The 26,314-nt window shown below is 64.8% G+C and carries 26 protein-coding genes, 3 tRNA genes and 1 riboswitch; of the genes, 14 read left to right on the plus strand and 15 right to left on the minus strand.

The genetic code is table 11. The features are described from left to right. Window positions 1-44: 44 nt before the first annotated feature. On the minus strand, window positions 45-797 hold the full coding sequence (locus VL52_RS16570) for a trypsin-like serine protease (RefSeq protein ID WP_046158069.1): 753 nt from the start codon (window positions 795-797) through the stop codon (window positions 45-47). Window positions 798-1,319: 522 nt separating this feature from the next. On the opposite strand from VL52_RS16570, the gene ruvA reads away from it, so the two are divergent. Beyond that, window positions 1,320-1,913, plus strand: a complete 594-nt coding sequence (gene ruvA / locus VL52_RS16575; protein ID WP_046158070.1) for a Holliday junction branch migration protein RuvA — start codon at window positions 1,320-1,322, stop codon at window positions 1,911-1,913. 69 nt (window positions 1,914-1,982) lie between these two features. After that, window positions 1,983-2,768: a substrate-binding periplasmic protein gene (locus tag VL52_RS23495; protein ID WP_160298956.1), complete on the plus strand. Its 786-nt coding sequence runs from the start codon at window positions 1,983-1,985 to the stop codon at window positions 2,766-2,768. Window positions 2,769-2,849: 81 nt separating this feature from the next. Here the strand turns inward: VL52_RS23495 and VL52_RS16585 are convergent, their stop codons facing one another. The 6 genes from VL52_RS16585 to ribB all read right to left on the minus strand — a co-directional run bounded on the left by VL52_RS16585 (window position 2,850) and on the right by ribB (window position 8,184). Further along, the gene (locus tag VL52_RS16585) at window positions 2,850-3,200 is read right to left on the minus strand and encodes a BON domain-containing protein (RefSeq protein WP_046158071.1); all 351 of its coding nucleotides are present in this window, start codon (window positions 3,198-3,200) and stop codon (window positions 2,850-2,852) included. A 312-nt stretch (window positions 3,201-3,512) separates the two neighbouring features. After that, window positions 3,513-4,853, minus strand: coding sequence for a sigma 54-interacting transcriptional regulator (locus tag VL52_RS16590; protein ID WP_046158072.1), 1,341 nt, complete (start codon window positions 4,851-4,853; stop codon window positions 3,513-3,515). Next, the gene (locus VL52_RS23500) at window positions 4,850-5,338 is read right to left on the minus strand and encodes a hypothetical protein (protein WP_052729365.1); all 489 of its coding nucleotides are present in this window, start codon (window positions 5,336-5,338) and stop codon (window positions 4,850-4,852) included. Before VL52_RS23500 ends, VL52_RS16590 begins: the two co-directional genes overlap by 4 nt. Continuing rightward, window positions 5,335-6,738 carry an ATP-binding protein gene (locus tag VL52_RS16600; RefSeq protein ID WP_046158073.1) on the minus strand — a complete coding sequence of 468 codons (1,404 nt, stop codon included), beginning with the start codon at window positions 6,736-6,738 and terminating at the stop codon, window positions 5,335-5,337. The genes VL52_RS23500 and VL52_RS16600 overlap by 4 nt, the downstream gene beginning before the upstream one ends. 91 nt (window positions 6,739-6,829) lie before the next feature. Then, window positions 6,830-7,540 carry a riboflavin synthase subunit alpha gene (locus tag VL52_RS16605; RefSeq protein ID WP_046158074.1) on the minus strand — a complete coding sequence of 237 codons (711 nt, stop codon included), beginning with the start codon at window positions 7,538-7,540 and terminating at the stop codon, window positions 6,830-6,832. A gap of 11 nt (window positions 7,541-7,551) precedes the next feature. Further along, entirely contained in the window at window positions 7,552-8,184 is a 633-nt protein-coding gene (ribB, locus tag VL52_RS16610; protein WP_046158075.1) for a 3,4-dihydroxy-2-butanone-4-phosphate synthase, read from the minus strand. Between the two features lie 132 nt (window positions 8,185-8,316). Next, a riboswitch (FMN riboswitch) is annotated at window positions 8,317-8,465 on the minus strand. A 77-nt stretch (window positions 8,466-8,542) separates the two neighbouring features. On the opposite strand from ribB, the gene ruvB reads away from it, so the two are divergent. From ruvB to VL52_RS16625, 3 genes are all read left to right on the plus strand, one after another. Then, window positions 8,543-9,580: a Holliday junction branch migration DNA helicase RuvB gene (gene ruvB / locus VL52_RS16615; protein ID WP_046158076.1), complete on the plus strand. Its 1,038-nt coding sequence runs from the start codon at window positions 8,543-8,545 to the stop codon at window positions 9,578-9,580. 156 nt (window positions 9,581-9,736) lie between these two features. Further along, the gene (locus VL52_RS16620) at window positions 9,737-10,156 is read left to right on the plus strand and encodes a hypothetical protein (RefSeq protein WP_046158095.1); all 420 of its coding nucleotides are present in this window, start codon (window positions 9,737-9,739) and stop codon (window positions 10,154-10,156) included. Continuing rightward, the gene (locus VL52_RS16625; protein WP_186338507.1) at window positions 10,143-10,721 is read left to right on the plus strand and encodes a nucleotidyltransferase family protein; all 579 of its coding nucleotides are present in this window, start codon (window positions 10,143-10,145) and stop codon (window positions 10,719-10,721) included. Before VL52_RS16620 ends, VL52_RS16625 begins: the two co-directional genes overlap by 14 nt. A gap of 42 nt (window positions 10,722-10,763) precedes the next feature. On the opposite strand, the gene VL52_RS16630 is transcribed toward VL52_RS16625, so the two are convergent. From VL52_RS16630 to VL52_RS16645, 4 genes are all read right to left on the minus strand, one after another. Beyond that, window positions 10,764-11,837, minus strand: coding sequence for an ABC transporter substrate-binding protein (locus VL52_RS16630; protein WP_046158077.1), 1,074 nt, complete (start codon window positions 11,835-11,837; stop codon window positions 10,764-10,766). Between the two features lie 101 nt (window positions 11,838-11,938). Then, the gene (gene proB, locus VL52_RS16635) at window positions 11,939-13,057 is read right to left on the minus strand and encodes a glutamate 5-kinase (protein WP_046158078.1); all 1,119 of its coding nucleotides are present in this window, start codon (window positions 13,055-13,057) and stop codon (window positions 11,939-11,941) included. A 75-nt stretch (window positions 13,058-13,132) separates the two neighbouring features. Next, the gene (locus VL52_RS16640) at window positions 13,133-14,626 is read right to left on the minus strand and encodes a cyclic-di-GMP receptor FimW-related protein (RefSeq protein ID WP_046158079.1); all 1,494 of its coding nucleotides are present in this window, start codon (window positions 14,624-14,626) and stop codon (window positions 13,133-13,135) included. 80 nt (window positions 14,627-14,706) lie between these two features. Further along, entirely contained in the window at window positions 14,707-16,053 is a 1,347-nt protein-coding gene (locus VL52_RS16645) for an adenosylmethionine--8-amino-7-oxononanoate transaminase (RefSeq protein ID WP_046158080.1), read from the minus strand. Window positions 16,054-16,330: 277 nt separating this feature from the next. Here VL52_RS16645 and VL52_RS16650 point away from each other — a divergent pair, with 277 nt between their 5' ends. The 3 genes from VL52_RS16650 to VL52_RS16660 all read left to right on the plus strand — a co-directional run bounded on the left by VL52_RS16650 (window position 16,331) and on the right by VL52_RS16660 (window position 20,575). Next, the gene (locus VL52_RS16650; protein WP_046158081.1) at window positions 16,331-16,819 is read left to right on the plus strand and encodes a pilin; all 489 of its coding nucleotides are present in this window, start codon (window positions 16,331-16,333) and stop codon (window positions 16,817-16,819) included. Between the two features lie 61 nt (window positions 16,820-16,880). Next, window positions 16,881-18,698 (plus strand): PglL family O-oligosaccharyltransferase, encoded by a 1,818-nt coding sequence (locus VL52_RS16655; protein WP_046158082.1) that lies wholly within the window; start codon window positions 16,881-16,883, stop codon window positions 18,696-18,698. 92 nt (window positions 18,699-18,790) lie between these two features. Continuing rightward, on the plus strand, window positions 18,791-20,575 hold the full coding sequence (locus tag VL52_RS16660; protein ID WP_046158083.1) for a PglL family O-oligosaccharyltransferase: 1,785 nt from the start codon (window positions 18,791-18,793) through the stop codon (window positions 20,573-20,575). An 82-nt stretch (window positions 20,576-20,657) separates the two neighbouring features. Here the strand turns inward: VL52_RS16660 and rpoH are convergent, their stop codons facing one another. The 4 genes from rpoH to ftsY form a co-directional block, all read right to left on the minus strand. Continuing rightward, window positions 20,658-21,521, minus strand: coding sequence for an RNA polymerase sigma factor RpoH (gene rpoH / locus VL52_RS16665; protein WP_021478152.1), 864 nt, complete (start codon window positions 21,519-21,521; stop codon window positions 20,658-20,660). Window positions 21,522-21,649: 128 nt separating this feature from the next. Then, on the minus strand, window positions 21,650-22,558 hold the full coding sequence (ftsX, locus tag VL52_RS16670; RefSeq protein WP_046158084.1) for a permease-like cell division protein FtsX: 909 nt from the start codon (window positions 22,556-22,558) through the stop codon (window positions 21,650-21,652). After that, the gene (gene ftsE / locus VL52_RS16675; protein WP_011137750.1) at window positions 22,555-23,208 is read right to left on the minus strand and encodes a cell division ATP-binding protein FtsE; all 654 of its coding nucleotides are present in this window, start codon (window positions 23,206-23,208) and stop codon (window positions 22,555-22,557) included. The genes ftsX and ftsE overlap by 4 nt, the downstream gene beginning before the upstream one ends. Window positions 23,209-23,271: 63 nt before the next feature. Beyond that, on the minus strand, window positions 23,272-24,429 hold the full coding sequence (gene ftsY, locus VL52_RS16680; RefSeq protein ID WP_046158085.1) for a signal recognition particle-docking protein FtsY: 1,158 nt from the start codon (window positions 24,427-24,429) through the stop codon (window positions 23,272-23,274). Between the two features lie 237 nt (window positions 24,430-24,666). On the opposite strand from ftsY, the gene rsmD reads away from it, so the two are divergent. From rsmD to VL52_RS16710, 6 genes are all read left to right on the plus strand, one after another. Further along, window positions 24,667-25,221 (plus strand): 16S rRNA (guanine(966)-N(2))-methyltransferase RsmD, encoded by a 555-nt coding sequence (rsmD, locus tag VL52_RS16685; protein WP_046158086.1) that lies wholly within the window; start codon window positions 24,667-24,669, stop codon window positions 25,219-25,221. A gap of 107 nt (window positions 25,222-25,328) precedes the next feature. After that, window positions 25,329-25,580 (plus strand): YfhL family 4Fe-4S dicluster ferredoxin, encoded by a 252-nt coding sequence (locus VL52_RS16690; RefSeq protein WP_021478148.1) that lies wholly within the window; start codon window positions 25,329-25,331, stop codon window positions 25,578-25,580. A 139-nt stretch (window positions 25,581-25,719) separates the two neighbouring features. Next, window positions 25,720-25,804 (plus strand) — tRNA-Tyr (locus VL52_RS16695). Between the two features lie 53 nt (window positions 25,805-25,857). Beyond that, a tRNA-Gly gene (locus VL52_RS16700) sits at window positions 25,858-25,931 on the plus strand. A 26-nt stretch (window positions 25,932-25,957) separates the two neighbouring features. Beyond that, window positions 25,958-26,032 (plus strand) — tRNA-Thr (locus VL52_RS16705). A 39-nt stretch (window positions 26,033-26,071) separates the two neighbouring features. Next, window positions 26,072-26,314 (plus strand): GTP-binding protein (locus VL52_RS16710; protein ID WP_046158087.1); only part of this gene is annotated, 243 nt, incomplete at its 3' end.

Below are 26,314 nucleotides of genomic sequence, written 5' to 3' on the forward strand. Positions count from 1 at the left end.
GCAAAAAAAGCGGCCTGCGGGCCGCTTTTGCCATTTTCGAATCCTCAGCGCCGCCGTTCCGTCGGCCACACCCAGTCGCCGGGAGGCGGCGTCTGGCTGCCGCCCGGGCTGAGCGTTTCCGACCATGCCTGGATATTGCTGGCGTACTTGCACAGCGCGGCGAAGGCGGACGCATTGCCGGCGTTGCCGTTGTATACCCCCACTTGCACGCCCTTGGGCGACAGCAGCGGGCTGCCGGAGTCGCCGCCGCGGCCGACGTTGCCGTTGGCCAGCAGGGAGACGCCGTTGGCCAGCGGCGACGGACCCAGGCGGACGATGTTGGCGACGCTGACCTGCATCAGGCTCTGTCCCAGCTGATAGCCCTGGTCGTCCATCCGCCGCTGCGCCTGCATCGCGCCGATGCCGGCATCGCAATCCTCCTGCGCCACCACTGGGACGATGCGGGCGCCGCCGCGGCCGGCGATAGGCTGGGACAGCTTGAGCAGAGCCAGATCCACGGCCACGCCGTGATGGTCGAACTTGATCCAGTTGGGTTGGGCGTTGTCGCGCCGGGCGCTGGCCTGATTCTCAAAATTCCGGCCATAGTAGGCGGTGACGCCGGCCCAGTTGTCCAGGATGCAATGCGAGGCGGTCAGCACCAGGTCCTTTCCCACCAGCGAGCCGCCGCAGATATTGCGGCTGCCGTTCTGGTTTTGAAAATCCAGCTTGATGTAATTGGTTTCCTGCGGGGAAAAAGGCGCGGCGGCGGCGAAATGGGATAATGCCGACAGGCATGAAACGGCAAGCAGTTTCTTCACGGATGCATTCCTTGTCGATGGGGAGCCAAGGCGGCTTTGCGGCCGCTGTCAAAACCGAGCCCAGCAAGTTTGGGTTGATATTTCCAGTATTGATATTCTTGACTCTGGGTAATGTGGCCTTGCCGATTCATTATGCCCAGCTGAAATGATTGTGGAATGCTTGGGTTGGGATTGGCTCTGGCTTTTGGAATGACATTTGATTTTATATTGGCTTGGGAACTGAATGCCCAGCCGCGCGACTGGCTGAATATCAGGCTGCGGCCGGCGCGGCATGAAATGAAATAGCCATCTTGTTAATATTCACCGGCGCGCGACGAAATATAATCTGAGCTTGATTTTTTTTAAGCGTAGTTACTTTTAAATATTTGAATAGCTTATCGGGGTATATCAAAAGCCGGCAGCATGGGCTTTCGCCGCCGGGCGGGGCCTTGCCGGCCGAGCCGGGTGGGCGCGGGCGCGGCTTGTGGGATAATGCCGGCAGCCGCGCCAGTCCGGCGCGGGCCTGATTGCGAGAATGCCAAGATGATCGGACGTCTTTCCGGAAAACTGATCGAAAAATTGCCGCCGCAAGTGGTGGTGGACGTGAACGGAGTCGGCTATGAAGTGGACGTGCCGATGACCACCTTCTACCAGTTGCCGGCGCTGGGCCAGCCCTGCACCTTGTTCACCCACCTGGCGGTGCGCGAGGACGCCCATTTGCTGTACGGCTTCGCCAGCAAGGAGGAGCGGCAGACCTTCCGCCAGTTGATCAAGGTGACCGGCATCGGCGCCAAGATCGCGTTGGCGATCCTGTCCGGCATGACCGCCGACGAACTGGCGATCGCCGTCGCCAGCGAGGACATCAAGCGCTTGTCGGCAGTGCCGGGCATCGGCAAGAAGACCGCCGAGCGGCTGGTGCTGGAGCTGCGCGGCAAGCTCGCCACCGGCGGCAACCTGACGGTGCCGGGCGGCCTGGCTTTCGCCGCCACGCCGGACGAGAAGAGCGACATCGTCAACGCGCTGCTGGCGCTCGGCTACAACGAGAAAGAAGCGGCGGCTGCCACCAAGAGCCTGCCGTCCGAGGTCACGGTCAGCGAAGGCGTGCGCCTGGCGCTGAAGAGCCTGATGAAGGTCTGACGCCTATACTGCCGATGCGGCCGCGCGAGGCCGAGTCGACGGGAGGGCGAGGGCATGATGAGGCGGTGCGTGGCTGCGGTTGCGCTGGGAATCGGCCTGGGCGTCATGCCGGCTTTCGCCTCCCCCTTTCATTGCCCGCCGCATCCGATACGGTTGGCCTTCTACCGCATCGGCCTGTTCTACACCGACCGCAACGGGTTGGACTGGGATGTCGCCGAAGAGCTGCGCCGCCGCAGCGGCTGCCGCTTCGAATACGAGGTGATGCCGCGCGCCCGCATCTGGCGCGAGCTGGAGGCCGGCAGGCTGGACATCACGTTGTCGGCCATCGCCACCCCCGAGCGCGATCGCGTCTATTGGTTCCTCAACTACATCCAGCTCAAGCAGTATGTGCTGCTGTCTCCCAAGCTGCCGGCGTCCATCGATTCGATGGACGGCTTCATCCAGGCCGGCGCGCCGTGGCGCTGGGCCGTTGTCCGCAGCTACAGCACCAGCGGCTATTACGATCCGCTGGTGGTCCAGCTGGCGGCGAAGGGCCGGGTGGTGGAAGTGCCGGAGGAGGACTTTCTGTTCCGTCTGCTGGCGCAAAACCGCGTGGCCGGCATTTTCTCCACGCCCATGGTCTATCGCCAGAAACTGCGCGAATTCAATCTGGAAGACAGCGTGCGGGTGGCCGATTGGGACAAGGTCTCCGCGCCCAGCCCGCGCGGCATCGTGTTCACCAAGCGGACGTTTTCCGAGCAGGACATCGGCCAGTGGCAGGCGCTGGTGGACAAGATGAACCGGGACGGCACCATGCGCAGGCTGATCGGCCGCTACATGACGCCGGCGGAGACCGAAACGGCGCTGTGGCATTGAGCGGGCGAAAAAAAAGCCCGCCTTTCGGCGGGCAAACGGATGCGGGACGGTTGCCGTCCGGGACGAACGGCGAAATCGGACTTAGCCGGCGGGCAGCAGGTTGACCTGGCTGCGCACGCTCTTCACGCCCGGCACGCGAGCCACTTCCTCGGCGATGCGGGAGACCACGTCCTGATTCGGCGCGGTGCCGTTCAGCACCACGTCGCCGTTGTTGACCTGAGCCTCGACCTTGGCGCCCAGCTGAGCGGCGGACTTGGCGACGATTTCGTTGATCTGGCGGCCCAGCTCCGCGTCGGCGGGGTTGGCGGCGGCGTGTTGCTGAACCGCTTGCTCCTGCGCCGGCGAGCTGGCGGTCTGCTTGGTTTCCGCGGCGATGCCGGCGCCGGCGTACAGGGCGGGAATCAGGCTGGCGATGATCAGGGTCTTGCGCATGATGAGTCTCCTTGGACTGGGTGAGGTCGTTGCGTTCGGCCGGCGTTCCGGGACGGCATCGGCGGGGAAGCATTTCCGCCGGGCCGTCTGTTCCGCAGCGCCATGAGGCCAATCGCGCTTGACTCCCGATACAGCAAGCGCCGTGCCAGTTCTGGTTTTTCCTTATTTATCAGATGGTTGTGGATTTTTTTCGGGTAGGGCGCCGGTCAAGAGGGCCGGATCTGTCGCCGTTCGGCGACAGCGATCCGGCCGTTTGCCGGAAAAGCCATGCCAATCAATGGCTTGAGGCTGTCGCCGTTTGGCGACGGGCGCTTAGCCATCCTTGAACGCGGCGGCGTGCAGCTCGTGTTTCTGCAACAGCCGGTAGAACTCGGTGCGGTTGCGGTCGGCCAGCCGGGCGGCGTCGCTGACGTTGCCGCCGGTCAGGCGCAGCAGCCGCTCCAGGTAGTCGCGCTCGAACTCGCGGCGGGCTTCGGCCAGCGTCGGGATGGCGCGGGATTCGCCGGCCACCGCCTTTTCCACCTGGGACAGGGTCAGCAGCGGGCCGGTGGCCAGCACGCAGCATTGCTCCACCACATTGGCCAACTGGCGGATATTGCCCGGCCAGCGCGCGGCGGCGAGGAAAGCGAGGGCGTCCGGCGCGAAGCCCGTCACCGTCTTGCCGTAGCGCGCCGCCACCTGTTGCAGGAAATGCTGGGCCAGCAGCGGGATGTCTTCGCGCCGCTCGGCCAGCGGCGGCAGCGTCAGCGCCACCACGTTCAGCCGGTAATAGAGATCCTCGCGGAACTGGCCGTCGGCGATGCGGGCCGGCAGGTCGCGGTGGGTGGCCGACAGCAGCCGGATATCCACCGGCAGCGGCCGGCTGGCGCCCACCGGCCGCACTTCCCGGTCCTGCAGCACCCGCAGCAGCTTGACCTGCAGCGGCAGCGGCATGTCGCCGATCTCATCCAGGAACAGCGTGCCGCCGTCGGCCTGGCGGATCAGGCCGTCGTGGCGGGCGGAGGCACCGGTGAAAGCGCCTTTTTCGTGGCCGAACAGCTCGCTCTCCAGCAGGTTTTCCGGAATCGCGCCGCAGTTGACGGCGACGAAGGGCCGGCCGGCGCGGCGGCTGGCCTGGTGGATGGCACGGGCCAGCACTTCCTTGCCGCTGCCGCTTTCGCCTTGCAGCAGCACGCTGGCGTCGGTGGCGGCCACCATCCGCGCTTCGCTCAGCAATTCCTCCATCGCCGGGCCGCGGCTGACGATGCCGGCGCGCCAGCCGTCGCCGGGGGCGCCGTCGCCCACGGACAGCGTCAGGCCCTGCGCCACCTTGTCCAGCAGCAATTGGCCGTCGAACGGTTTTTCCAGATAGCAGAACACGCCGCGGCTGACCGCCTCCACCGCGTCCGGCACGGTGCCGTGGGCGGTGAACAGGATGACCGGCAGCGTCGGATAGCGGCGGCGCGCGGTTTCGAACAGCTGCAGGCCGTCCATGCCCGGCAGCCGCCAGTCGGTCAGCAGCAGGTCGGCGCGGCGGGCTGCCATCGCCGCCAGCGCGGCTTCGGCGCTGGCCAGCGCCTCCACCTCGTGGCCGGCGGCCTCCAGCCGCAGCCTGACCAGGCACAGCAGGTCGGGATCGTCGTCCACCAGGACGATGCGGGCGGGGGCGTTCATCGCTTGCTCCCTCCGCTGAGGCCGTTGGGTTTGGGCAGATCCAGTTCCAGGCGGCGCAGCGCGTCCAGCTTGGCGGCCTGGTCGTCGATGCGTTTTTGCTGGTCGCGCAATTGCTGCTGCTGGCGGTCGTTCTGGTCCTGCAGCCGGAACTGGGCCTGGGCCTGGCGCAGCTGCAGCCGCGCCAGCGCGGCGCTGGCCGGAGACAGGCTCTTGTCGGCCAGCAGCTTGTCCAGCTCGCCAGCCAGGCGCCCCGGATCGCCGCGGTTGGCGCGCAGCACGCGCAGCAGGCGGTAGCTGTCGCAGGCTTCATAGGCCTGCCAGCGCTGGCGCACGGCTTCGTCCGGCCAGTCCAGCGCGATCAGCAGCGCGTCGCTGCCCGGGCAGTAGCGTATCGGGGGGGGAGCCGGGCGGACGCCGGCGCAGGCCGCGAGCAGCGGCAGCAGCATCAGCGGCAGCCAGCGCCGCGGGAAAACGGATGGGGTCATATCGGCTCCGGTTCAGGCCAGTGGAGGCGGAAGCGCGCGCCGGGGCCGTCGTCCAGCAGCCGCAGCTCGCCGCCCATCAGCTGCGCGTAGCCGCGCGCCATGGTCAGGCCTAGGCCGCTGCCGGGGCGTTCGCCGTCGGGCGCGGGTCCGCTCCAGAAAGGTTCGAAGATCTTGTCGCGCAGCGCGTCGGGCACGCCGGGGCCCTGATCGGCCACTTCCAGCCAGGCCTGGCCGCGCTCGCGGCCGCAGCGCAGCGTCAGCCGCCCGCCGGCGGGGCTGTGGCGGATGGCGTTGAGCAGCAGGTTGTCGACGATGGTCTCCACTTTGGACGGATCGCCGCGCACCGCGCCGGGCGCGCCGTCCAGCGCCACCTCCAGCCGTTTGGCCTGCCACAGCGGCTGGCAGCTGGCCAGCCTGGCTTCCAGCAGCTGGCGCAGCGGAAAGGCGGAAACGTTCAGCGTGGTGGACAGCCAGAGGCCGGCGTCCTGCTTCAGCAGCGCCTCCACCCGCTGGCGCAGCGTCAGCGCGTTGTTGCCCAGGATGTCGACGATGTGGCGCTGCTGCGGATTGAGCGGGCCGGCCACCTGTTCCTTCAATAGCGCGGCGGCCTCGTGTATCGACGCCAGCGGCGTCTTCAGCTCATGCGAGACCTGGCGGAAGAAGCGGGTCTTCTGTTGTTCCAGCTCAACCAGCCGCAGGTCCAGCTGTTCCAGCTCCCGGCCCAGGCGCTGCAGGTCGGCGGGGCCGGCCTGGCGCCAGTTCAGCTGCCGGGCGCCGCCTGCCAGCCGGGCGATGCGGCGCTGCAGGCCGCGCAGCGGGGCGTGGATCAGCAGGGTGACGATCAAGGCCAGCAGCACGGCGGCGGCCAGCGCCAGCCAGGCCAGGCGGTTGGCCTGCAGCCGCATCCGTTCGATGTCGTCCCGCCAGCTGGCCTGCCGTTTTTCGCCGGCCTGGGCCAGCGTCTGCTGCTGTTGATCCAGCACGCGGTTCAGTTGGCGGAACAGCGCGTCGCGCTGCTGGCGGCGATTGGGGGGAAGCCGCTGCAATTGCGAGGCGAGGGCAAGGGCGCTGTCTATGCCGGCTTGCGCTTCGGCCGGAGCATCCTGCCGCAGCGTCCGCTGCGCGCGCAGCAGCTCGCCGCGCGCCTGGCTGGCGGTCTCGTTGAGCTTGCGGTCGCGCAGGATGGCCGCCTGGCGGCTGGCGCGCTCGAATTGCACCGCCTGCTCTTGAGACAAGCGCGCGATGTCCTGCCAGCGCTGGGCCTGGCGCTGGTGACGCTGGGCGCTGTCGGCGGCCAGGCCCAGCTCGTGGCGCAGCTGCACCAGCGCCGCGGCGGGGATCAGCGCGACGCCGAGAAAGCCTGCCAGCAGCAGGCCGCGGAAGGAAATGAAGCGGAGCATGGTGTCGGCGATAAAGAAAACAGGGGCGCGGATGCGCCCCTGTTCAGCAGACAGGCCGGCGGCCGATTGGTTCGCGGCCGCCGGTCCGCGCTCAGCGCGCGGCCAGGGCCGGGCGGTGGCGGCTGGCTGGCAGCAGCGCGGGCGCCAGCTCGTCCAGCCTGGGCGCGAGCAGCGGCATCAGCGCCGCCAGCTTGTCTTCCAGCGCTTCGCGCATGGTGTCGACCAGCACCTGGGTGTCGCGTTCGATCTCAAGGTTCAGCCTGCTGCCGGCTTGCTTGGCGCCGAGCGAGGTGGCGCGGCGGGTTTCCGGGATCAGCCACACTTCGATCCAGCCGGCCTGCTTGTCGATGTCGGCGATGGTCAGGCTGACGCCGTCCAGCGCCGCGTAGCCTTTGGCGAACAGGTAGCGCAGCGCGCCGGCGGGCACAGAGAGCCGCAGGCACAGGTTGTCGCCGTATTCCTTGCGCTGCTCGATGGTCGCTTGATAGTCGACGTGGCCGGACAGCGCGTGGCCGCCGATCTCGGCGCCGTCGCGCAGCGCGCGCTCGGCGTTGACCGCGTCGCCGACGCCGCACGCGGCCAGCGTGCTGGTGACCAGCGTCGGCAGGATCAGGTCGAACTCGGCGCGGTCTCCCTGAGGCGGCGCGGCCACGGTCAGGCAGGCGCCGTTGACGGACACGCTGCAGCCTTGCGCGAGCCCGGCGCAGAAGCCGGCCGGGAAGTCTACGGCGATGCGGCGGCTGGCCTCGCCTTCTTCGATGGCGGCGATGCGGCCGATGGCCTGGGTGATGCCTGTGAACATGTCGCGCCTCCTCAAGCCTGTTCGCGCTGCAGCCATTCGGCCAGTTCGGCGACCGACAATTGCGGCAGGCCATGGCGCTCGGCGTAATCCTGCACTTGTTGGCCGCGCATCATCGTGCCGTCCGGATTCATCAGCTCGCACAGCACGCCGGCCGGGCTGAAGCCGGCTAGTCGCGCCAGCTCCACCGAGGCCTCGGTGTGGCCGCGGCGCTCGCGCACGCCGCCGGCGCGGGCGACGATGGGATAGACGTGGCCGGGGCGCACCAGATCGCTGGGCTTGGCATCCGGCGCGATGGCGGCGCGCATGGTGGTGACGCGGTCGGCGGCGGACACGCCGGTGGTGACGCCCTCGGCCGCCTCGATGGCGACGGTGAAGGCGGTGCCGTAGCGGCTGCCGTTCTCGGAGGCCATCGGCGGCAATTGCAGCCGCTCGGCGCGCTCGGGCGTGACGCACAGGCAGACGATGCCGCTGCCGTCGCGGATCATCCGCGCCATTTCGGGCACGGTGAGCGTGTCGGCGGCCAGGATCAGGTCGGCCTCGTTTTCGCGGTCGGCGTCGTCGGCGACGATGACCGGCAGGCCGCGGCGCAAGGCGTCAAGCGCGGCGTGGACGCGCAGGGAAAGGATATCGGTGTGGGCGTTCATGGAAACGGTCCTCAAATAATGGATTGAGAAACACGTCCCGTGGGCGTGAAGCGGATAGCTTACGGCTATCCGGCGCGATAAACGCGCGGATACGACACAGTTTTCCAGCCGCGGGCGCGGACGGATGACTGGCGTCGTCTTCTTTCATCCGGACTATGACCGTCGGCTCTGGCATTTCACCAGATCTGCTGACCCTTCGCCGTGCGGCGAAGGCGCTCGCGGGCTCGGCGCTCGCGCGCCATACCGCCGGTGGGGAATCGCACCCCGCCCCGAAGACGTTGGCCGCACAGCGCGGCCAGCGGCGAGTATAGCGCGGTGTTAGAATGTCGGCAGCAAGATTCACCCCAAGAGTTCCCCGATGATAGAAACCGACAAGCTGTTCGGCGCCGCGCCGGAGCGCCGCATCGTCACCCCGCAACGCGCGTCCGACCAGGAAGAGGCGCTGGAGCGCGCGCTGCGGCCCAAGCTGCTGGACGAGTACGTCGGCCAAAAGAAGGCGCGCGAACAGCTGGAGATCTTCATCGAGGCGGCGAAGAAGCGCGGCGAGGCGCTGGACCACGTGCTGTTGTTCGGCCCGCCGGGCCTCGGCAAGACCACGCTGGCGCACATCGTCGCGCGCGAGATGGGCGTCAATCTGCGCCAGACCTCCGGCCCGGTGCTGGAGCGCGCCGGCGACCTGGCGGCGCTGCTCACCAATCTGGAGCCGCACGACGTGCTGTTCATCGACGAAATCCACCGCTTGAGCCCGGTGGTGGAGGAAATCCTCTACCCGGCGCTGGAGGATTACCAGATCGACATCATGATAGGCGAGGGCCCGGCGGCGCGGTCGGTGAAGATAGATCTGCCGCCGTTCACGCTGGTGGGTGCCACCACCCGCGCCGGCATGCTGACCAACCCGCTGCGCGACCGCTTCGGCATCGTCGCCAGGCTGGAGTTCTACAACGCCGAGGAGCTGACCCGCATCGTCAGCCGCTCGGCCGGCCTGCTCAATGTGCAGCTGTCCGATGACGGCGCCTTCGAGGTGGCCAAGCGCTCGCGCGGCACGCCGCGCATCGCCAACCGCCTGCTGCGCCGGGTGCGCGACTACGCCGAGGTGAAGTCCGACGGCGTGGTGACGGTGGCGGTGGCCGACGCCGCGCTGGCGATGCTGGACGTCGATCCGGCGGGCCTCGACGTGATGGACCGCAAGCTGCTGCAGGCCATCCTGGAGAAGTTTTCCGGCGGCCCGGTGGGCCTGGACAACGTCGCCGCCGCGATAGGCGAATCCACCGACACCATAGAAGACGTGATCGAACCCTTCCTGATCCAGCAGGGCTATCTGCAGCGCACGCCGCGCGGGCGGATGGCCACCGCCCAGGCCTATCTGCATTTCGGCCTGCCGGCGAAGGATGCCTGACGTCCTGCCCATGATCCGCCGAGCGGCCCTTCGGGGCCGTTTTCGCATCCCGGATAGGGCAGAAGGCGGCGGCGCTTGTCCGCGCGCAAAGGCTGGCCGGGTGACGCGCATGCAAAGCGCGTACAATGACAGTATTCCTTGATCGAGCAAGCCATCATGTTCTACGTGTTGTTCACCACCATCCTGATCGTGGTGGTGGTTACCGCCGCCGCCGCCGCCCGTTTTTTCGACCCCGCCGTCGGCAAGATACTCAGCCGCACGCTGGGCCAGGACCTGGCCGACGCCTGGCGCAAGTACGTGTTCTTCGCCATCGTGGTCAGCGGCATTTCCGGCGGCGTGCGCCAATGGTCGCTGCAGCAGTACCTGCCGCCGGCGCCGGGCAAGGGCACCTCCCAATTGCAGCTGAGCGGCGAGCGCTGGCTGCTGGAGCTGTTCCAGGCCTTCATCAGCACCTTGCAATCCATCGCCTGGGTGGTGCTGTTGTTTTTCCTGTGCGCGATGCTGGCCTACGCGATCATGCGCGCGGTGGAGTACCGCCGCGAGGAGTCGGGCCCGCGCCGGCATGGCGACGAGTGACGCCGGCCGGCTGGCGGAGCTGGTCCGCGCCTCGCCGTGGCTGATGCGCGCGCTGCGCGCCGCGCGGGACCTGGGCCTGGCCGACTGGTGCATAGGCGCCGGCGCGGTGCGCGGCCTGGCGTGGGACGCGCTGCATGGCTTCGAATCCAAGCCGTCGGCGCTGTCCGACATCGATCTGGCGTACTTCGACGCCGCCGATCTGTCGCCCGATCGCGAGGCCGCGCTGCAGCGCCGGCTGGCGTCCGCCCATCCCGACCTGCCTTGGGAGGTGACCAACCAGGCGGCGGTGCACCTGTGGTTCGCCGATCATTTCGGCTATCCGGTCGAGCCCTTGCCGTCGCTGGAGGCGGCGGTGGCGACCTGGCCGGAGTACGCGACCGCGGTCGGCGTCGCGCTGAACGCCGACGACAGCCTGCGCATCATCGCGCCGTTCGGGCTGGACGACCTGTTCGGCATGACGGTGCGCCGCAATCCGGCCAGGGCCAGCGCGGAGATTTATCGCCGGCGGGTGGCCGACAAGCGCTACCGCGAGCGTTGGCCGCGGGTGACGGTGATCCACGAATGAAAAACGCCAGCCGGAGGCTGGCGTTTTTCATGGAGCGGGCGCTCAGCTGCCGATCTTCACCTGCGACCACAGGCGGTTCAGCTCGCGGCGGGATTTCGCGTCCAGGTCCTTCAGCGCCACGTACTTGCCCTGGGACGGGTCCAGCATGATCACCGGGTTGGCCTTGATCTGCGGCTTGAAGAAGGCCTCGGCCGCCTTGACCGGGTTGGTCGCGCCGATCTGGTTGGAGATCTCCGACGCGTTCTTGCCGTCCAGCATGAAGTTGATGAACTTGTGCGCCAGGTCCGGGCGCGGCGCGTCCTTCAGGATGGTCATATTGTCGATGGCCAGCACATTGCCTTCCCGCTGCGGACGGTAGGCGAGCTCGAAGGGCCGCTTGGCGCTCTTCGCGTCCTGCTGCGCCTGGAACAGGTCGTTGGAATAGCCCAGCGCCACCCAGATGTTGCCGACGGTCAGCTCCTTGATGTAGCTCTGGTTGTTGAACGCGGCCCAGTACGGCTTGGCCTTGCGGATGGTGTCCGCGGCGGCCTTCCAGTCGGCCGGATTGGCGGAGTTGGCGTCCTTGCCCAGATACATCAGCGCGGCGGCCATCAGTTCGCGCTGGCTGTCCAGCACGGTGACCTTGCCTTTGATCTTCGCCAGCACGGCCGGATCGAATACCAGCGCCCAGCTGTTGGCCTTGCTTGCTACGCCGGCTTTCTGCAATTGGGTGGCGTTGTAGCCGATCAGCGTCAGCGACACCACGGTGGGCGCGGCGTGGCGGTTGCCCGGGTCGAAGGGCTGATTGAGCGCCAGATAGCCGCTGTTCAGGTTTTTCCAGTTGGGCAGCTTGCTCTTGTCCAGCGGTTGCAGCTTGCCCTGCTTCAGCAGCGTGTTCACCGCGAAGGCGGTGGGAAACACCATGTCGTAGCCCTTGGCCCCGGCGGCCAGCTTGGCCAGCATCTCTTCGTTGTCGCCGTAATAGTCCTGAACCAGCTTGCACTTGCAAGACTGCTCGAAGCGCTTGGCGGTGTCCGGCGACAGCGCGTTGTTCCAGTTGTAGATGTGCAGCACATCCGCGGCGGATGCCGAACCCCAGGCTAGTGTCATCAGCGCCGAAAGAGCCAGCTTGTTCATACCATGTCATCCTTGTGATAGCGAAAAATGAAACCCCGGCCAGACACTGGCAGGGGTCGGGAAAACTTCGCGCCTCCCGCTGCGGGGAGGGCGAGGTGTGCTTACAAGGCCACCATATTGTCGCGGTGTATCAATTCCGGCTCCACGATGTAGCCGAGCGCGGCTTCGATCTCGCGCGTGCTTTTGCGCATGATCTGGCGCGCCTCGTCCGAGCTGTAGTTGACCAGGCCGCGCGCCACCTCGTTGCCGGATGCATCGACGCAGGCCACCGCCTCGCCGCGCAGGAAATCGCCTTCCACCGCGCTGACGCCCACCGGCAGCAGGCTGGTGCCGCGCTCGCGTATCGCCAGGGCGGCGCCGTCGTCCAGCAGCAGCCGGCCGGCCAGCTTCAGGTGGTCGGCCAGCCATTGCTTGCGCGCGGCCATGCGGTTGGTGGCGGCGACCAGCTGGGTGCCGATGGATTCGCCGTCGGCCAGGCGCGACAGCACATGGGGCTCGCGGCCGCTGGCGATCACGGTGGCGGCGCCGCTGCGGGCGGCGCGCTTGGCGGCCAGGATCTTGGTGATCATGCCTCCGGTGCCGACGCTGGAGCCGGCGCCGCCGGCCATCTCTTCCAGGCGCTCGTCGCCGGCTTCGGCCTGGTGGATGAATTCGGCGTCGGGATGCTTGCGCGGGTCGGCGCTGTACAGGCCTTTCTGGTCGGTCAGGATCACCAGCGCGTCGGCTTCGATCAGGTTGGTGACCAGCGCGCCCAGGGTGTCGTTGTCGCCGAAGCGGATCTCGCTGGTGACCACGGTGTCGTTCTCGTTGATGATCGGCACCACGTTCAGATTGAGCAGGCTGGTCAGCGTCGAGCGGGCGTTCAGGTAGCGGGTGCGGTCGGCCAGGTCTTCATGGGTCAGCAGGATCTGCGCGGTGCGCAGGCCGAAGGAGCGGAAGGCGCTCTCATAGGCCTGGCACAGTCCCATCTGGCCGACGGCGGCGGCGGCCTGCAGCTCGTGCACGCCCTTGGGACGCACGGTCCACCCCAGACGTTGGCAGCCTTCGGCGATGGCGCCGCTGGAAACCAGCACCACCTGCTTGCCGCGGCGTTTGAGTTCGGCCACTTCTTCCGCCCAGCGCGCCAGGGCGTTCAGGTCCAACCCCCTGCCATCGTTGGTTACCAGGCTGGAGCCTACTTTGACCACGATACGGTCGGAAGCGTGAATCACCGAGTGCATCAACGGACCTCTCTATGAAAGCCAATAATTATAGAGAGGGCAGTGTACCCGAAAAAGCCCGGGGCTTGCGCCAGGTCAAAATTGCTCGCTGGGACGGTATTCCATCAGCTGAAAATGCGGCGATTGCTGGTGCAGCTTGGCGACGCGGACCAGTTGCTCGCCGTTTTCATCGCGCAGCCTGAACTCGCGCAACTGGCTGAAGGGATGGCCCGGCAACAGCAGCAGCGCCGGGGCATCCGCGCTGGCGGGCAGCCTCAGGCCGCGCTGGAAGCTGTCGCCGCTGTGGGTGATGCTGGGCATGGCCCGCACCGGCTGCGGCTGCGGCCCCAGGATCTCCACGCCGCATTCCACCTCAGCGCCGGCCGGCTGCATCAGCACCCAGCGCACCGCGCACAGCCGGGCTTCGCCGGCCAGGTTCAGCAGCAGGACTTCCCCGGCGCGCAGCGGCTGCTCCTGCGGCTGGCCGCGCAGCAGGTAGCCGGATTCGCTGCGGTTGGCGATGGTCAACAGGCTGGAAGCGGGAGGCGGGCGCAGATGGGAGCCGTCCTCGTCGGGATCCGCGCCGGCCGGTTGCCAGCTGCCGCCGTTGACGCGGTGCCAGATGGCGGGGACGCCTGCGGTGACCTCGGCTTGCGCGTGCGCGTCTTCCCGGCTGTGCCGCCGCCGCCGCGGGCGCTGCCACTCCTCCGCCAGGCCGCTGAGCAGCCGCACTTCGTCGTTCAGCATGGGGGAGGCGCTGCCGCTGGAGGTCTTGCGCAGTTGGGCCAGGCTTTTCCGCATCGAGGCCAGCGCGCCGGACAGCTCGAGGAGAAAGCAATCGGGCTGGGATGGAGACGGCCGGGCGGGGAGATAGCGAGGCGGGGCGTCTTCCCGCAGATCCAGAACATAGCCCTGGCGGCCTTCCGACAAGCGCGCCAAGGGCAGCAGCTCCACCTGCTTGGCCAGATCGTAGGCCAGCTGGCGGGCCAGCTGCATGTCGCTGGTCGACAGCCGGTTGGTGGCGGTGAGTCCCAGCAGCAGCAGCTGGCGGTAGATGACGGCCAGCGTGTCGTCGCCGGCCAATGATTTGTCCTGCCAGCCGCGTTGCAGCGCCAGACCGTACAGCTGGTGGCAGTCCAGCCAGAAGCCGTCGGGGAGCGGGTAATAGTTTTGCTGGCTGATGTTCAGGTATTGCCGCGCGGCCATCATCGTGTACAGCAGCAGTTCCTGCTTGGGCAGCTCGCGCTCCAGCAGCGCATGGCAGGCCAGCTTCTCGTTGAGCGTCTGCTTGAAGGCCAGGAACAGGTTGGCGAACAGCTTGACGCTGATCGCAGCCAGCAGCCGCATCTTGGGAGAGGAGACCGCGTCGCCGTGCTGGGCTTCGTTCTCCAGCAAGGGATAGTAACGATCCAGCGCTTTCAGATAGAGCTTGAGCAGCTTGTAGCGCTGCATGGGGTCCATCGGGACGCGGCCCAGCTGGTGGAGGCCCTGGCCCAGCAGCTTGCCGCATTCGGCAAGGTCGGTGTAAGGCAAGCGCTCCAGCCAGGCGGCGACGCTGGCAGGCTGGGTGTCGACGAGTTGCGGGTCCATATCCTTCTTCGGCAAGACGAGTGGCGGCATTCGGGCTAGGCTCCGAGGCGAGCGCTGCGAAAAGGAAGGGACGGAGGTGCTCAGGGCAGCGGGGTTGCGTCGCCGCCGGCGCTTTCTCCTGCCAGCACCTCGTCCAGCGCGTCGACGCCGGCCGCCACCAGCCAGTCCATCTCCTCGGGTTTGAGCGTGTACGGGGGCATGAAGTAGACCGATTTTCCTATCGGCCGCAACAGGCATCCGCGTTTCAGCATGGCCGAAAAATAAGCCAATGCAAAGTCCGCGCGCGACGTTTCGACATCGAAGGCCCAGATCATCCCCTGATGGCGGAAGTGGCGGATTTCGGGCCGCTTGATCAGCGGGCGCATCCGTTCGGTGAAATCGGCCGCCTTGAGCCGGTTGGCCTCCAGCACGTTTTCGTCTTCGAAGATGTCCAGCACCGCCAGCGCGGCCGCGCAGGCGAGCGCGTTGCCGGTGTAGCTGTGCGAGTGCAGGAAGCCGCGCGTCACGTCGTCGTGGTAGAAGGCCTGGTAGATTTCGTCCCGGGTCAGCACGCAGGACAAGGGGAGGAAGCCGCCAGTGATGCCCTTGGACAGGCACAGGAAGTCCGGCGTGACGCCGGCCTGCTGATAGGCGAAGAAGCTGCCGCTGCGGCCGAAGCCGACGGCGATTTCATCCGCGATCAGATGCACCTCGTAGCGGTCGCACAGCCGGCGCAGCTCAGTCAGGTAGACGGGATCGTACATCGCCATGCCTGCCGCTCCCTGGACCAGCGGCTCGACGATCACCGCCGCGATCTCGCCGCCATGCTTGGCCAGCAGGTTTTCCATCGAGCGGACGGCGCGCAGCGCGACATCGGCCGCGCTTTCGCCAGGCCCCGCTTGCCGGGCGTCCGGGCTGGGCGCGCGCAGGCCGGGCTTCAGCAGCTCGGCGTAGGTGGACGAGAACAGCGGCACGTCGGTGACCGCCAGCGCGCCGACGGTTTCGCCGTGGTAGCTGTTTTCCAGGCTGACGAAACGGCTCTTCTGAGGCCGGCCGAGATTCTTCCAGTAATGAAAGCTCATCTTCAGCGCGATTTCGGTGGCGCTGGCGCCGTCGGAGCCGTAGAAGGCATGGCCGAGGCCGGATAGCTTGGCCAGGCGCTCGGACAGCTCTACCACCGGGCGGTGGGTGAAGCCGGCCAGCATCACATGTTCCAGCCTGTCCAGCTGCTCGCGCACCGCCTGCTTGATCCGCGGGTGGCCGTGGCCGAACAAATTCACCCACCAGGAGCTGACGCCGTCCAGATAGCGCTTGCCGTCGAAATCGGTCAGCCAGACACCGTCCGCGCTGGCGATGGGAACGATGGGCAGCCGCTCATGGCGCTTCATCTGGGTGCAGGGATGCCATACGGCGGCGAAACTGCGCTCCAGCCAGGCTTGGTTGCTCATGGGGCGGCTCCTGTGTATCCGGGTGGGAAAGCGATGCTAGCACAGTCCGAACGGGCAGTCCGTGTGACGAAAAACGGCAGTTTCTGACCTATGCTGACAAGGCTGTGCCCGGATCGGCGTCGATGGCCGGCCTTCCGCGGGGCTGGCATGTTTCGTGCTGGTCGGTTTCGGTACAACATGACGGGGCAAACCCGCGACCTTTGAAGATGGGAAGGAGGGATGAGGCAACGCGTCTCCCTCCACTTTGGCTAAGCTTGGCTCAAACTGGGAGTGCAACATGAAGAAACAGCATCGGCAGCGGGGCTTTACCCTGATCGAACTGATGATCGTGGTGGCCATCGTCGGCATTTTGGCCGCGATCGCGATTCCGGCTTATCAGGATTACACCAAGCGCGCGCGGGTGTCGGAGGGTTTGTCGTTGGCGGCCGCGGCGCAAACGGCAGTCGCGGAGTACTATGCATCGCAGGGCTCATATGCCAGTGGTACGGCACCTTTTAATACCACTTATGGGCTTGCTGCTCCGACTTCGATTGCAGGGCCGTCAGTCAGTCAGGTATCGGTATTGGCGAATGGTGTTATCCAGGTTACATTTACCGCCGCGGTCTCAAATGGCGCTTTGCTTGAGCTCGTCCCTAGCGCGGGTACCGGCTCGGTGACTTGGACTTGCACTTATACTGGGAGCTCCACAGTCGCTTCGAATGCGATCGCTATTGCAACGGGCAGTCAGCTTTCGGCTAATTGGGTTCCCTCTAATTGCCGCGTATAATCGCGATTGCATTGTCATGACAAGAGGCGCATAGGCGCCTCTTTTTGATTCTATGCCAATAATGAAAAAACTGCCGATCTCCTTGTTTTGGATCTTGCTGTTTGTCGCTCCCTTTCTTAATTATGCCCGTTATAGCCCATTGCAGGATTGGTGGACCCATGCGCTGGTGGTATTCGGCATTGGCATGGCGGCGTGTTGGTTTTTCCGCCTGCGTATGGAGAGGCTGGCGATTCCCCGCTCAAGCATTTTTCTGCTGGTTTTCCTGTTATGGGTTGTCATCTCTGGCGCGTGGAGGGGAAATTACACCGCGGTGATCCAATGGGGGAGTGTATTGGCGATGATGTTTCTTCTCAGCTTGTGTGTAGGGCACTGGCTTAGAAAAGATTCGGCATTGAGCGCGCTTGCCTGGGCATTGTTAGGCGGTGGCCTATTGCAGTGTGTAATTGGTTTGATACAGCTTGGGGGAGGGGCGCCTTATCTGCATGGTTTCATCATTTATGATCCACTCAATCCATCAGTCCCTATCGGTAATTTAGCGCAGCGCAATCATTACGGGGAATATTTGGGTTGGAGCATCATGGCTTGTTGCTATCTGTATGGTATGGGGCGCCTGCCCAGAGTACTTAGTGCCGTAAGCATGCTGCTGTTGACCATGTTGATGACCTGGTCCGGCTCCCGGCTGGTTTTGGCTTATGGATTGGTCATGGCTGTACTTGGTTGGTTTTGGTACCGGCGGGCTCGTTCGGATGAGCGGGTGGCGAAGATGGTGGCGATGTTGGCATTCGCCTTGCTGGCAGTGGCTATGTGGCAGCTGTTCAATGGGCTGCTGGTCAGGGAGATACATGCATTGGGCTGGTATTTCGGCACGTCAAGCGGTGCGGAAAGGATGCTGGGCGATGGTTTCGGCTTGCGGCGGCGAATCGAGTGGAGCAAGGCTTGGAGCATGTTCCAGGATCATCCTTGGACGGGTTATGGTGTTGGCGGATATGCTTATCAAGCGCAATGGTTGGAGTTGACAGGCGGCTTGCCTAAGGCGCCGGAAAATTGGTTGTTCACTCACTGTCACAACTTAATATTCCAATTGCTGGCGGAGACCGGGCTGATAGGCACGCTCATCGTGATGGTAGGTTTGTTTTTTTGCTTATTGCCTTACTTTTTTAAAGAGCAGCAAGCGCCAGAGCATTTGTTTTTAATTGCTATTGCGTTCATGATATTGGGGCACAGCTTATTTGAATTCCCTTTGTGGTATCTGCCATTTTTGGCGATGTTGGTCATTGTTTGCGCTAGGGCGCCTTGCTCTTTTATTCATGCGCGATTGGAAACAAGTCTGTTGAGATGGGTTGGGGTGGCTGCCGGGAGCTTGATGCTGATTTATATGGTTTCCGGGGTTTGGATTTTTCAGAATCTGGTGCGTTATAACCATCCTGATATTAGTTTGGAAGAAAATCAGCGCAGAGTCGCATATCTACAAAAAGTGATGCTCATTCCTTGGTGGAGCGACAGCGCGAAATTTATTCTGTCGAATTATATTGATGCTTCACACGATATGGCAGAAGCTCGTATCAGTTTTCTGGACGAGTTGGCCAGGAGCCAGCCTTTCCCCGAGGTGCTGCTTAAGCTTGCGATGCAAAGGCTGATCATGGGCAAGGATCAAGAGGCGAAGCAGGCAATGGCTTTGCTGATCGCCAACTTTCCTGACGAAACGCCGAAGGTCGCTCTTTTTTTGCGGGGAAGAGAGGATCCGGCATTGCAACCTTTGACTCACATGGCCCAAAAAGCGGCAATGGAATATGACCGCCATGGCTCAGGTACGGAGGCCGGCCGCGTAGCCGCGGTGATGACCGTCGCGTCGCCGGTCACGCGCAAGACGCTGTTCTGAGCTTTGTAACGCGCGGACACACTTGATGGGTTTTGCCGGGGCGGCGCATGCGGTATGCTGCCCGCTTCCTGCTTCTCGACATCTGATCTGCCATGACTTTTCAGAAGATTTCCGAGCGCCTGGCGTTGCTGTCCTTGTGCCTGATCGCCATCGTGCCCTTCGCTTCCCGCGTCCACTTCGTGCCGCTGCCGCAGTGGTTCGGCGAGATCAACGTGATCTGGCTGCTGCTGGCCGCCGGCGTGTTTTTGCTGCCCGGCGGGCGCCTATTCGATTCGATGCCGCGCGCCGGCTGGCTGTGCCTGGCCTTGGCCGGCGCCTGGGCGCTGCAGCCGCAGTTCGTCCACCTGCTGTTCCCCGGCATGAGCTACGTCACCGCGCTGGCCTGGCTGGCGACGGCGTTGCTGGCCTCGGTCACCGCGTCGTTGCGCGGCGCCCTGGGCGACCGGGAGTTCGCGGTGTGGCTGGCGCGGGCAGTCATCGTCGGCGGCTTGGTGCAGTCGCTGATCGGCACTGCCCAGCTGACCGGCCTGGCGCCGGCTCTGGGACTGTTCTATGACGGCTCCCACCCCACCAGCAATATCTTCGGCCATATCGGCCAGCGCAACCAGTATGCCCATTACCTGATGTGGTCGGTGGTGTCCGGCGTCTACCTGTTCGCCGTCGGCCGCCTGGGGCGCGGCTGGCTGATCGCGCTGGTGTTGTGGATGGCGCTGATGCTGGGTTGGGCCGGCTCGCGCACCATCCTGCTCTATCTGGTGGCGCTGTCGGCGCTGGCCGGCTTGTGGCACTGGCGCAGCCGCGACGAGGCGTCGCGCCGGATGATGCTGGCGATGTGGGCCGCTTCCGGCACGATTCTGGCCGCCCAGTTCGCGCTGCCGCTGTTCAACCACCTGATCTCGCTGTTGACCCACTCCGATGTCGAGAACGCGTCCGGCATCGCGCGGCTGGCGGCCAACGGCGACGACATGGGAGCGCGCCGTTTCGCCGAGATGCACAAGGCCTGGATGACCTTCCTGGCGCACCCTTTGTGGGGCGCGGGCTGGTCGCAGTACGCGGCGGAAAGCGTGCGTCTGCAGCAGCTGCCCCAGTTCGCCGCGGCCGGCTACAACAGCGGGCTGTTCACCAATGCCCACAATCTGCTGATGCAGCTGTTGGCGGAGATGGGCGGCGTGGTGACAGCGCTGGTGGTGGCCGGCTTCGTCTGGACGGTGCTGCCCTTCTTCCGCCGCAAGGCCGAGCCGGAAGGCGTGCTGGCGCTGGGTTGCATTGCGGTGACGCTGACCCACAGCATGCTGGAGTATCCGCTGTGGTACTACTATTTCCTGGCGATGCTGGTGATGTTCATGGCGATGGCGCCGCGCGGCGAGCGTCCGTTGGCCTGGCCGCTGCGTTTGCCCCTGCTGGCGGCGCTGGTGTGGGTGGGCTGGCTGTCGATCAGCACCTCCTCCATGTTCTGGGAGCTGGTGAACCTGTACGTGCCGACCGGCAACGCGGCCAAGGACAAGGTCCGCACCGAGCGCCTGGTAGAAATCGTCGAAACCAAGCCCTTGTTCGCCTACCACGCGCTGTACACGCTGGATGATTATCTGCCGGTGAACCGGGACAATCTAAAGCAAAAGCTGGCGTTGGAAGACAGGCTGACCGAATTCCGTCCTTATCCCGATGTGATGCTGAAGCGCGCCCAACTGGAGATCCTGGCCGGCGAGCGGGCCAAGGCGGAGCAGACGCTGCGCACCACGCTGGCCTCGTTCCCGACCTATGCCGGCCAGTTCCTGGAGACGCTGGGCGATCAGAACCAGGAATGGGAACCGCTGCGCCGGATCAGCCGCGAGGCTTACGACAAGCTGCCGGCGAAGTTCCGCACGCTGCAGGAGTGAATTGTCCCGCCGCCGGATGGCGGCGGACAATAAAAAAAGCCGCTTGAATCATCGAGCGGCTTTTTCGCGTCCGGCGGCGGGATCAGTTGTCCAGCACCACGCCTTCGCTGAGCGCGGTCTTCATCTTGGTCAGCGCCTTGGCCTCGATCTGGCGGATGCGTTCGGCCGACACGCCGAACTCGGCGGCCAGCTCGTGCAGCGTGGAGCCGCTGTCGTCGGCCAGCCAGCGCGCCTCGACGATGCGGCGGCTGCGGGCGTCCAGCGTGGACAGCGCGTATTCCAGGCCTTCCGACTGCAGATGGTCGAAAGCGCGGCGCTCCAGCGCGCGGGTAGGCTCGCTGTGGCTGTCGGCCAGCCAGTCTATCGGCGCGTAGCTGTCCTCGTCGTCGCTGTCGGCCAGCAGAGAGATGTCCTGGCCGTTCATGCGGATTTCCATTTCGCGCACTTCCTCGGGCTTGACGCCCAGGTCGTTGGCGATGGATTTGGCTTCTTGCTCGGACAACGCGGAAAACCCGCTCTTCATGCTGCGCAGGTTGAAGAACAGCTTGCGCTGCGGCTTGGTGGTGGCGATGCGCACCAGGCGCCAGTTGCGCAGGATGAATTCGTGGATCTCGGCCTTGATCCAGTGGATGGCGAACGAAAACAGGCGCACGCCGCGGCCCGGCTCGAAGCGCTTCACCGCCTTCATCAGGCCGATATTGCCCTCCTGGATCAGGTCGGCTTGCTGCAAGCCGTAGCCGGCGTAACCGCGCGACACGGACACTACCACGCGCAGGTGCGACAGCACCATCTGCCGCGCCGCTTCCAGGTCGTTTTCCTGTTGGAAACGGGTCGCGAGTTCGGTTTCCTGCTCCGGCGTCAGCATGGGAACGCTGTTGACGGCCTGGATGTACTGTTCCAGGCTGCCGCTGGTCGACGGGACGGGAAGGGCAAATGTTGTGTTCATTGCGATGGCTACCTCCTTGGGTAGTGCTATGTTAGCACTCGAGTATTGAGAGTGCTAGCAGCGAAAGGTTCCCGAGTCAATGATATTTAACAATCGGCCCGATAGCTGAAACCTTTCGCTTGTCATTTTTACTTCGGCTCCACCTTGCGCAGGTGGTGGTCGGCCGCCAGCCGCGCGCCCAGCATCGCCAGCGCGGCGGAGATGCCGATCAGCGCCGCCAGCTCCGGCAGGTTCAGCGCGCGCAGCTCCACCCGTTCGCCGTACAGCATCGCGAACTCGCTGATGGCCGGATTCGCCATCGCGGCCAGCCAGCAGGACAGGCCCCAGGCCAGCAGCGCCGCCAGCACGCCCTGCCACAGCGCGTGATACAGGAAGGGGCGGCGGATGAAGCTGTCGGTGGCGCCGATCAGCTTGGACACCGCGATTTCGTCCTGGCGGGCCAGGATCTGCATCCGGATCGCGTTGTGGGTGACCAGCACCAGCGCCAGGCCCAGCGCGGCGGCCAGGAACCAGGTCAGCTTCTTGCCCATCTCCACCATGCCGTACAGGCGCTTGGCCCAGCTGGCGTCGAATTGCGCCAGTTCCACCATCGGCAGGCCGGACAGCTCTTTCTGCAGCATGTCCAGCTCGCGCGGCTCGAGAGACTTCGGCGTCACCACGAAGGCGTCGGGCAGCGGGTTGCCTTCCAGGCCGTCGGACAGGCCGGACAGGCCGTTGCGCTTTTCAAGATCCTGCAAGGCCTGGCCTTTGCTGACGAAGGAAAAGCTCTTCACCTTGGGGTGGTGCGACAGCGTGCTGTTGACGGCGGCGATGTCGGCCTGCTCGGCCGTCTGCTCCATGAACAGCGTGATCTGCGGCGTGGCGGTCAGGCGGCCCACCCATTCCTGCACGCTGTTGACCGCGAGGTACAGTGACAGCGGCAGGGCCAGGGCCAGGGCCAGCATCAACAAAGTCAGCAGGCTGCCGAAGGGTTGGCGGACGATCTTGGCCAGCGCCTGCTTGGCGCTCTGCCAGTTCAGATAGAGAAAGTGTTTCATGCGGCGAACTGTCCTTCCCTCAGGCGAATGATGCGGCGGCCGTAATCTTCCATCAGCGTTTCGTCGTGGGCGGAGATCAGCACGGTGACGCCCACCTGGTGGAAGGACTTGAACAGCTCCATGATGTCCAGCGCGTAGGCGCGGTCCAGGTTGGCCGACGGCTCGTCGGCCAGCAGGATGCTGGGGCGGTGGACCACGGCGCGGGCGATGCACAGCCGCTGCTGCTCGCCGCCTGACAGCCGGATCGGCATCATTTTTTCCTTGGGCAGCAGGCCCACCTTGTCCAGTGCCGCGCGCACGCGCTTGGCGGCGTCGCGGCGGTCGAAGCCGATGATGTCCAGCGGCAGCATCACGTTGTCGAACACGCTGCGGTCGAACAGGATCTTGTGGTCCTGGAACACCATGCCCAGGTGCTGGCGCACGTAGGGCACCTGGCTGGCGCGCAGCTTGGACAGGTTCTGGCCATTGACGATGACGCCGCCGCTGGTGGCGCGCTCGATGCCGGCGATCAGCTTGAGCAAGGTGGACTTGCCGGCGCCGGAGTGGCCGGCGAGGAACACCATTTCGCCGGTTTCTATGGTGAACGACAGGTTCTTCAGGGCTTCGTTGCCGCCTGGATAGCGCTTGGTGACCTGGTCGAACTGTATCATTGAAAGGTTTCCCGCTTGTTGGCTGAGAAAAGGCGGCCGCGCCTGCGGCCGCGAATCATGGTCTTATTCGAACAGCGCGTCGATGTAGTCGCGGCTGTCGAACGGCCGCAGATCGTCGATGCTCTCGCCGACGCCGACGAAGCGCAGCGGAATCGGCCGCTGTTTGGCGATGGCGGCGATCACGCCGCCCTTGGCGGTGCCGTCCAGCTTGGTCAGGATCAGGCCGGTCAGGCCCAGTGCGTCGTCGAAGGCCTTCACTTGGCTGACGGTGTTCTGGCCGATATTGGCGTCCAGCACCAGCACCACTTCGTGCGGGGCGTCCGGCAGCGCCTTCTGGATCACGCGCTTCACCTTCTTGATCTCTTCCATCAGGTGCAGCTGCGTCGGCAGGCGGCCGGCGGTGTCGGCCAGCACGATGTCGATGCCGCGGGCGACGGCGGCCTGGATCGCGTCATAGCAGACGGCGGCGGAGTCGCCGCCCTGCTGCGCGATCACGGTGACGTTGTTGCGCTCGCCCCAGGCGATCAGCTGCTCGCGCGCGGCGGCGCGGAAGGTGTCGCCGGCGGCCAGAAGCACGCTCTTGCCCTGGCTCTGGTAGTACTTGGCCAGCTTGCCGATGGAGGTGGTCTTGCCGGCGCCGTTGACGCCGGTCATCATGATCACGAACGGCTTCTTGCCTTCCACGTTCAGCGGCACTTCCAGCGGGCCGATCAGATCCTGCAGCGAATCCTTCAGCGCGCCCTTCAATTCGGACGAATCCTTCAGACCCTTCAGCGATACGCGTTCGCGCACATCCTGCAGCAGATGGACGGTGGCGTCCATGCCCATGTCGGCGGTCAGCAGCACCGTTTCCAGCTCTTCGTACAGGTCTTCGTCGATCTTGCCGCCGCCGAACAAGCCGGCCAACTGCTTGCCCAGCCGGTCGCGGGTCTTGGCCAGGCCGGCTTTCAGCCGCTCGGTCCAGCTCATTTTCTTCAGCGGCGCCGGCGCTTCTTCGACCGGCGCGGCGGGCGCGGCCGCAATCGGCGCTGCCGGGGCCGCTTCGGGGGCGGCCGGCGTGTCTATCGCCATCGCCGGGATCGCGTCGAGCTGAGGCTCCGCGGCCGGGGCGGGGGCATGGGTCTCGGGCGAGGCGGGCGCTTGTTCCGGCGCGGCCTGCGCCGGGGTTTCGATTTGCGGCGTTTCCGCCGGCTTGGTCTTTTTCTTGAAGAAGCTAAACATGCGTGAATGGGCCAGAAAAGCGGTAAATGGCTAAGATTGTATCCTCAAACGCCGTCGAGCACAGAATCGGCTGGCGATGCGAGGGCGGAAAACTGCGGCGTCGCTGGAAACATATATAAGGAATAGTTGCCGAATTTCGCCGCCGGCGCGACAGATTCGCCGCCCGGCGCGCGGGAATGAGGCGCTAAAGTCCTGATCAGGTTAAACTCTCGCGCTTGTCCCTAGAGTTTAGCTTTCATGAGTCAGACACGTAATAAGGTCAGAATCATAGGCGGCGACTACCGTCGTCGCCTATTGCCTTTCCCCGAAGCCGAAGGCTTGCGGCCGACGCCGGACCGCGTGCGCGAGACGCTGTTCAACTGGCTGGGCCAGGATTTGTACGGCAAGAGCTGCCTGGATCTGTTCGCTGGCAGCGGCGCGCTGGGCTTCGAGGCGGCGTCGCGTTCGGCGCTGCGGGTGGTGATGGTGGAGAAGTCGCGCAAAGTCTATGAGTCGTTGCAGGCCAACCGCCAGTTGCTGCAGGCCGGCACGCTCGACGTGGTCGCAGGCGACGCGCTGCTGTATCTGAAGAACAGCCGCGAAACCTTCGATGTGATCTTCCTGGATCCCCCGTATGACTCCGACCTGCTGTCGCGGGCGCTGCCGCTGGCGCTGGAGCGCTTGTCGGAAGAGGGCGTGCTGTATGTCGAGGCGCGGCAATGGCCGGATGAGTTGCCGGAAGGTCTGGCGGCGCTGCGGCGCGACAAGGCGGGCATGGTCCATTACGGCCTATTGAGCCGCCAGCCTGGATAGGAGCGTCGCGGCGGGGAGTTTGCGCCTATGGATATAACCAGCGCGAACTTGCGACCCCGGGCGGCGGGTGACAGAATTCATGTTGTGGAATACCTGAGGAAATTACTATGTCTTTGATGATTACCGACGAATGCATCAACTGCGACGTCTGTGAGCCGGAGTGCCCGAACAACGCGATCTCCCAAGGCGAGGAGATCTACCAGATCGACCCGGAATTGTGCACCCAGTGCGTCGGCCACTACGACGAGCCGCAGTGCCAGCAAGTCTGTCCGGTCGATTGCATCCCCCTGGATCCGTCCCGCGAGGAGACCCAGGATGAGCTCCACCAGAAATATCTGAAGATTTCCGGCAAGGCCTGATCAAGCTAAGTTATTGAAGCAAAATGGAATGCCCCGCGGCCTGCGGGGCGTTTTTTATTTTTCGGCGAAAAAGTGCAGTTTTTTTCGCAAAAGGTGTTGACGATCAGGCGGGCCATCTATAATATTCGGGTCTCTTTCAGGAGGGATTCCCGAGCGGTCAAAGGGATCAGACTGTAAATCTGACGGCTCTGCCTTCGAAGGTTCGAATCCTTCTCCCTCCACCAGAATTAGATGAAGCGCTTGGCAGTGAAGTTAAGCTGTCTTGTTGTAAAGCCAGGCGGGTGTAGCTCAATGGTAGAGCAGAAGCCTTCCAAGCTTACGACGAGGGTTCGATTCCCTTCACCCGCTCCAAGCGTCTGATTGTAGCCTGTTTAAGGGCCCATGTAGCTCAGGGGTAGAGCACTCCCTTGGTAAGGGAGAGGTCGGCAGTTCAATTCTGCCCATGGGCACCACCAATTTTATTTGCTTGTTTCGTATTCAGGAAATTTGCCATGGCTAAGGAAAAGTTCGAGCGGACCAAACCGCACGTAAACGTCGGCACCATCGGTCACGTGGACCATGGTAAAACCACTCTGACCGCTGCTATCACCACCATTCTGTCCAAGAAGTTCGGTGGCGAAGCCAAGGACTACTCCCAGATCGACAGCGCGCCGGAAGAGAAGGCTCGTGGCATCACCATCAATACCGCGCACGTTGAATACGAAACCGAAGCCCGCCACTACGCTCACGTAGAC

It is taken from the genome of Chromobacterium vaccinii, from assembly GCF_000971335.1.
Taxonomy (GTDB): domain Bacteria; phylum Pseudomonadota; class Gammaproteobacteria; order Burkholderiales; family Chromobacteriaceae; genus Chromobacterium; species Chromobacterium vaccinii.